This is a genomic window from Citrobacter sp. wls716 (assembly GCF_005280975.1).
GTDB lineage: Bacteria > Pseudomonadota > Gammaproteobacteria > Enterobacterales > Enterobacteriaceae > Citrobacter > Citrobacter youngae.
Genome location: NZ_SZWX01000002.1, coordinates 1 through 6,223 on the forward strand (window position 1 = coordinate 1; position 6,223 = coordinate 6,223).

Below are 6,223 nucleotides of genomic sequence, written 5' to 3' on the forward strand. Positions count from 1 at the left end.
CGGGTAAGGCGTAGCCGCCACCCGGCAATCCACAAAATCAAAGCTTAATGAAATGTTCGCGATAGTAAGCAAGCTCGGCAACCGATTCACGAATATCGTCCATCGCCTGATGCGTACCCTGCTTGGTGAAGCCAGCCAGGATTTCCGGCTTCCAACGACGCGCCAGTTCTTTGAGCGTACTGACGTCCAGATAGCGATAATGGAAATATGCCTCCAGCTCCGGCATGTATTTAAACAGGAAACGGCGATCCTGGCCGATGCTGTTGCCACAGATAGGTGATTTCCCTTCCGGAACCCACTCTTTTAAAAAGGCCAGCGTCGCCAGTTCGGCTTCACGATCGCCCATGGTGCTCGCTTTTACGCGTTCCACCAGCCCACTTCCGGTATGCGTACGTACGTTCCAGTCATCCATTAACGCCAGTTGCTCATCAGACTGATGCACCGCAATTGTCGGTCCTTCAGCCAGGATATTCAGGTTGGCATCAGTCACTAGCGTAGCGATCTCAATAATGCGATCGCGCTCGGGATCCAGACCTGTCATCTCCAGATCGATCCAAATCAGGTTGTTTTCATTGGCACTCATGCTATTTTCCACCCTTCAGACGTCACATTCAGTGTGACTATATTCATCTAAAATTGCGTGTATCATAAATGTTTTGCCCATCATGGGCGACCAGGAGCCAGTCCGATTGAGTAAGAATAAACTCTCCAAAGGCCAACAGCGCCGCGTGAACGCCAATCACCAGCGTCGTCTTAAAACGTCCGCGGAGAAGCCCGACTACGACGACAACCTGTTTGGCGAGACCGCTGAAGGCATCGTTATCAGCCGTTTTGGCATGCATGCCGACGTAGAATCTGCTGACGGGGAAATTCACCGTTGCAACATCCGCCGTACCATTCGTTCGCTGGTTACCGGCGATCGTGTAGTCTGGCGTCCGGGTAAAGCGGCAGCAGAGGGCGTGAATGTTAAAGGGATCGTTGAGGCGGTACATGAGCGTACCTCAGTACTCACTCGCCCGGACTTTTACGACGGGGTGAAACCCATTGCGGCCAACATCGATCAAATCGTAATTGTCTCAGCCATCTTACCTGAGCTGTCACTGAATATTATCGACCGCTATCTGGTGGCTTGCGAAACCTTGCACGTAGAGCCCATCATCGTACTCAACAAAATTGATCTGCTGGACGACGAAGGTATGGCCTTCGTTAACGAGCAGATGGATATTTATCGCCACATTGGTTATCGCGTGTTGATGGTCTCAAGCCGCACTAAAGACGGCCTGAAACCGCTTGAAGAAGCGTTGACCGATCGCATCAGCATTTTCGCCGGTCAGTCGGGCGTAGGCAAATCCAGCCTGCTCAATAACCTTCTCGGCCTGCAGGAAGAGATCCTGACCAATGATGTCTCCGACAACTCTGGTCTTGGGCAGCACACCACAACAGCTTCTCGCCTGTACCACTTCCCTCACGGCGGCGATGTCATCGACTCTCCCGGTGTACGTGAGTTTGGGCTGTGGCATCTTGAACCGGAACAAATCACTGATGGCTTTGTCGAATTTCATGACTATTTAGGCCATTGCAAGTACCGCGACTGTAAACATGATGCAGATCCGGGCTGTGCAATTCGTGAAGCTGTCGAGGAAGGGAAAATCGCTGAGATTCGGTTTGAAAATTATCACCGCATCCTGGAAAGCATGGCGCAGGTAAAAACGCGTAAAAACTTTTCTGATACAGACGACTGACAACTAAGCTAAGCATCGCTAGAATCGTCCCCCTTTTTTCAGGATCCGGCCCATATGCCGGATCGGGAACAAATTATGGCCTGGAGGCTACCTTGTTAAACTCATTTAAGCTTTCGCTACAATACATTCTGCCGAAACTATGGCTCACTCGCCTGGCGGGTTGGGGTGCGAGCAAACGAGCGGGATGGCTGACTAAACTGGTTATCGATCTGTTCGTGAAATACTACAAGGTCGATATGAAAGAGGCGCAAAAGCCGGACACTGCCAGCTATCGCACCTTTAACGACTTCTTTGTTCGCCCGCTGCGCGACGATGCTCGCCCGATTAATACCGATCCAAACGTACTGGTCATGCCCGCTGACGGCGTGATCAACCAGTTAGGCAACATCGAAGAAGACAAATTGCTGCAGGCTAAAGGGCATAGCTATACCCTTGAAGCGCTGCTGGCTGGCAACTACCAGATGGCTGACAAATTCCGCAACGGTACGTTTGTGACCACTTACTTATCTCCACGCGATTACCACCGTGTACACATGCCGTGTAACGGTATCCTGCGTGAAATGATGTATGTGCCGGGCGATCTCTTCTCTGTGAACATCCTGACCGCGCAGAACGTGCCGAACCTGTTTGCCCGCAACGAACGTGTTATTTGCCTGTTTGATACCGAATTCGGCCCGATGGTGCAGATTCTGGTCGGCGCGACCATCGTCGGCAGCATTGAAACCGTATGGGCTGGCACCATTACCCCACCGCGTGAAGGCGTCATCAAGCGCTGGACCTGGCCGGAAGGCGAAAGCGAAGGGTCGGTAGCGCTGTTGAAAGGTCAGGAAATGGGCCGCTTTAAGCTCGGTTCTACCGTCATCAACCTGTTCGCACCTGGCAAAGTTAACCTGGTTGAGCAGTTGCAGGATCTTTCCGTGACCAAAATCGGCCAACCAATGGCCATCTCGACCGAGACTTTCGTGACGCCAGAGGCAGAACCGGCCCCGCTGGCGAAAGAAGAGATCGAAGCAGAACACGACGCCAGCCCGCTGGTTGACGACAAAAAAGACGAAAGTTAAACATAGGAATCGCTGCTGTGCGCCTGATTATCACTTTTCTGATGGCCTGGTGCCTCAGCCTGGGGGCGTACGCTGCGACGGCCCCCGATGCCAAACAACTCACCCAGGAACTGGAGCAGGCAAAGGCGGCAAAACCCGCTCAGCCAGAAACCGTCGAGGCGCTCCAGTCCGCGCTGAATGCTCTCGAAGAGCGGAAAGGCTCCCTTGAGCGTGCTGAACAATATCAGCAGGTTATCGATAACTTCCCCAAGCTGTCCGCAACATTACGCGCGCAGCTAAACAACCTGCGCGACGAACCGCGTAGCGTACCGACCAGCCTCACGACGGATGCATTAAACCAGGAAATCCTTCAGGTCAGCAGTCAGTTACTGGATAAAAGCCGCCAGGCTCAACAGGAGCAGGATCGCGCCCGGGAAATCGCCGACTCGTTAAGCCAGCTTCCTCAGCAACAAACCGATGCTCGCCGCCAGTTAAATGATATTGAGCGACGCCTGGGTACAGCTAACAGTAACTCAGCGCTCAATCAGGCGATGCAGGCGGAATCCGCCAAACTCAAAGCCCAGGTCGATGAACTGGAGCTGGCGCAGCTTTCCGCAAACAACCGCCAGGAACTGGCGCGAATGCGCTCCGAACTGGCAGAAAAGCAGAGCCAACAACTCGACGCTTATCTGCAAGCATTACGCAACCAACTCAACAGCCAGCGCCAGCGTGAAGCCGAACGTGCGCTGGAGAGCACGGAACTGTTGGCAGAAAACAGCGCAGGATTGCCGGAAGGCATCATTGACCAGTTTAAAGTTAACCGTGAGCTGTCTCAGGCGCTCAATCAGCAAGCGCAACGTATGGATCTGGTCGCCTCGCAGCAGCGTCAGGCCACCAGCCAAACGTTGCAGGTACGTCAGGCCTTGAATACGCTGCGAGAGCAGTCTCAGTGGCTTGGGGTTTCAAATATGCTGGGAGAAGCACTGCGTGCACAAGTTTCTCGTCTGCCAGAAATGCCCAAACCCCAGCAGTTAGATACCGAAATGGCGCAGCTGCGCGTACACCGTATGCGCTATGAAGACCTCCTCAACAAGCAGCCGCAATTACGTCAAATTCACCAGGCCGACGGGCAACCACTAACCGCTGAGCAGAGCAGCATTCTCAACGCCCAGTTGCGCACTCAGCGTGAACTGCTGAACTCTCTGCTACAGGGTGGCGATACGCTGATCCTTGAGCTGACCAAGCTCAAGGTCTCCAACAGCCAGTTGGAAGATGCGCTCAAAGAGGTCAACGAAGCAACGCACCGCTATCTGTTCTGGACATCAGACGTCAGCCCCATCTCGCTCTCCTGGCCCGTCGACATTGTTCAGGATCTGCGCCGTCTGATCTCACTCGATACATTTAATCAGCTTGGCAAAGCCACTATCATGATGCTGACCAGCAAGGAAACGCTGCTGCCACTGTTCGGTGCACTGGTGCTGGTTGGGTTTAGCCTTTCTTCACGTAAACACTTCACCCGCTTTCTTGAACGCTCGTCGGCGCGTGTTGGTAAAGTTACCCAGGACCACTTCTGGCTGACGATACGCACGGTATTCTGGTCAATACTCGTCGCCTCACCGTTGCCGGTGCTGTGGGCAACACTCGGTTACGGGTTGCAGGAAGCCTGGCCTTACCCGCTGGCTGTTGCGATCGGCGATGGCGTAACCGCCACGGTGCCTATGCTATGGGCGGTAATGATTTGCGCCACCTTCGCGCGCCCCAACGGTCTGTTCATTGCCCACTTTGGCTGGCCACGTAACCGCGTCGCGAAAGCCATGCACTACTACCTGATGAGTGTCGGACTGATTGTCCCACTGATCATGGCGGTGATTATGTTTGATAATCTCAATGACCGGGAATTCTCCGCCTCACTGGGACGTCTGTGCTTTATTCTGATTTGCGGTGCGCTGGCGGTCGTGACCCTGAGCCTGAAACGCGCCGGGATACCGCTGTACCTCGATAAAGAGGGCAACAGTGATAACATGGTCAACAGCATGCTGTGGAATATGCTGATGGGCGCGCCGCTGATTGCTATTCTCGCCGCGGCAGTGGGTTATCTCGCCACGTCGCAAGCGTTGCTGGCGCGTCTGGAGACGTCCGTGGCGATTTGGTTCTTGTTGCTGGTGGTTTATCACGTCATCCGCCGCTGGATGCTGATCCAGCGCCGCCGACTGGCCTTCGATCGCGCCAAGCATCGACGCGCCGAAATGCTGGCGCAGCGCGCGCGGGGTGAGGAAGAGCCGCCACACTCAACCAGCCTCGAAGGGGCCATTGATGTTGACGAAAGCGAAGTGGATCTTGATGCAATCAGCGCACAATCATTGCGCCTGGTGCGTTCTATCCTGATGCTCATCGCCCTGCTTTCGGTTATCGTGCTGTGGTCAGAAATTCATTCCGCTTTCGGCTTCCTGGAAAATATCTCACTATGGGATGTCACCTCCACGGTGCAGGGCGTGGAAAGTTTAGAGCCCATTACACTGGGTGCGGTGTTAATTGCGATTCTGGTGTTTATCATCACGACGCAGTTGGTGCGAAACCTGCCCGCATTGCTGGAGCTGGCGTTGCTGCAGCACCTGGATTTAACCCCCGGCACCGGTTATGCCATCACCACCATCACCAAATATCTGCTGATGCTGATTGGCGGTTTGGTTGGCTTCTCGATGATCGGTATTGAGTGGTCCAAACTGCAATGGCTGGTGGCCGCTCTCGGTGTCGGGCTAGGCTTTGGCTTGCAGGAGATCTTCGCCAACTTTATTTCCGGCCTGATCATCCTGTTTGAAAAACCAATCCGTATTGGCGACACGGTGACCATTCGCGATCTCACCGGTAGCGTGACGAAAATTAATACCCGCGCCACGACCATCAGCGACTGGGACCGCAAAGAGATCATCGTGCCCAACAAAGCGTTCATCACCGAGCAGTTTATCAACTGGTCACTATCTGACTCGGTCACGCGTGTCGTGTTAACTATCCCGGCGCCGTCGGAAGCTAACAGCGAGGAAGTCACACAAATCCTGCTTACCGCCGCCCACCGCTGTTCGCTGGTTATCGATAACCCGGCGCCAGAAGTCTTTCTGGTTGATCTGCAGCAGGGGATTCAAATCTTCGAACTGCGTATCTATGCCGCAGAGATGGGGCACCGTATGCCACTGCGCCACGAGATACACCAGCTGATTCTGGCAGGCTTCCGCGAGCACGGTATCGATATGCCGTTCCCACCATTCCAGATGCGTCTGGAGAGTCTGGGGGGTAAGCAAACGGGGAGAACGTTAAGTTCTGCGGGCAGAGGCAGCCGCCCGGCGGGAAGTTTGTAATATCTGAGTAGCCCGGACGAGGGGTGCTGGCACCGACGCCGGGCTACGGTGTGGGTCTTGTAGGCCTGATAAGCGTAGCGCCATCAGG

Annotated in this window: 4 protein-coding genes; 3 read left to right on the forward strand and 1 reads right to left on the reverse strand. The window is 54.4% G+C overall.

What is annotated here, in order from left to right; translation table 11 throughout:
- Positions 1–37: 37 nt before the first annotated feature.
- On the reverse strand, positions 38–583 hold the full coding sequence (orn, locus tag FDX24_RS00010; protein ID WP_003839477.1) for an oligoribonuclease: 546 nt from the start codon (positions 581–583) through the stop codon (positions 38–40).
- 106 nt (positions 584–689) lie between these two features.
- On the opposite strand from orn, the gene rsgA reads away from it, so the two are divergent.
- From rsgA to mscM, 3 genes are all read left to right on the forward strand, one after another.
- Complete coding sequence (gene rsgA / locus FDX24_RS00015) at positions 690–1,742, forward strand: small ribosomal subunit biogenesis GTPase RsgA (RefSeq protein ID WP_170973043.1); 1,053 nt, start codon at positions 690–692, stop codon at positions 1,740–1,742.
- A gap of 92 nt (positions 1,743–1,834) precedes the next feature.
- Positions 1,835–2,803 carry an archaetidylserine decarboxylase gene (asd, locus tag FDX24_RS00020; protein ID WP_048212901.1) on the forward strand — a complete coding sequence of 323 codons (969 nt, stop codon included), beginning with the start codon at positions 1,835–1,837 and terminating at the stop codon, positions 2,801–2,803.
- Positions 2,804–2,820: 17 nt separating this feature from the next.
- Entirely contained in the window at positions 2,821–6,135 is a 3,315-nt protein-coding gene (gene mscM, locus FDX24_RS00025; protein WP_137363623.1) for a miniconductance mechanosensitive channel MscM, read from the forward strand.
- Positions 6,136–6,223: the final 88 nt, after the last annotated feature.

Coding starts and splice junctions, on each gene's coding strand:
- orn (WP_003839477.1), bottom strand. CDS start 583: ATGAGTGCCAATGAAAACAACCTGATTTGGATCGATCTGGAGATGACA.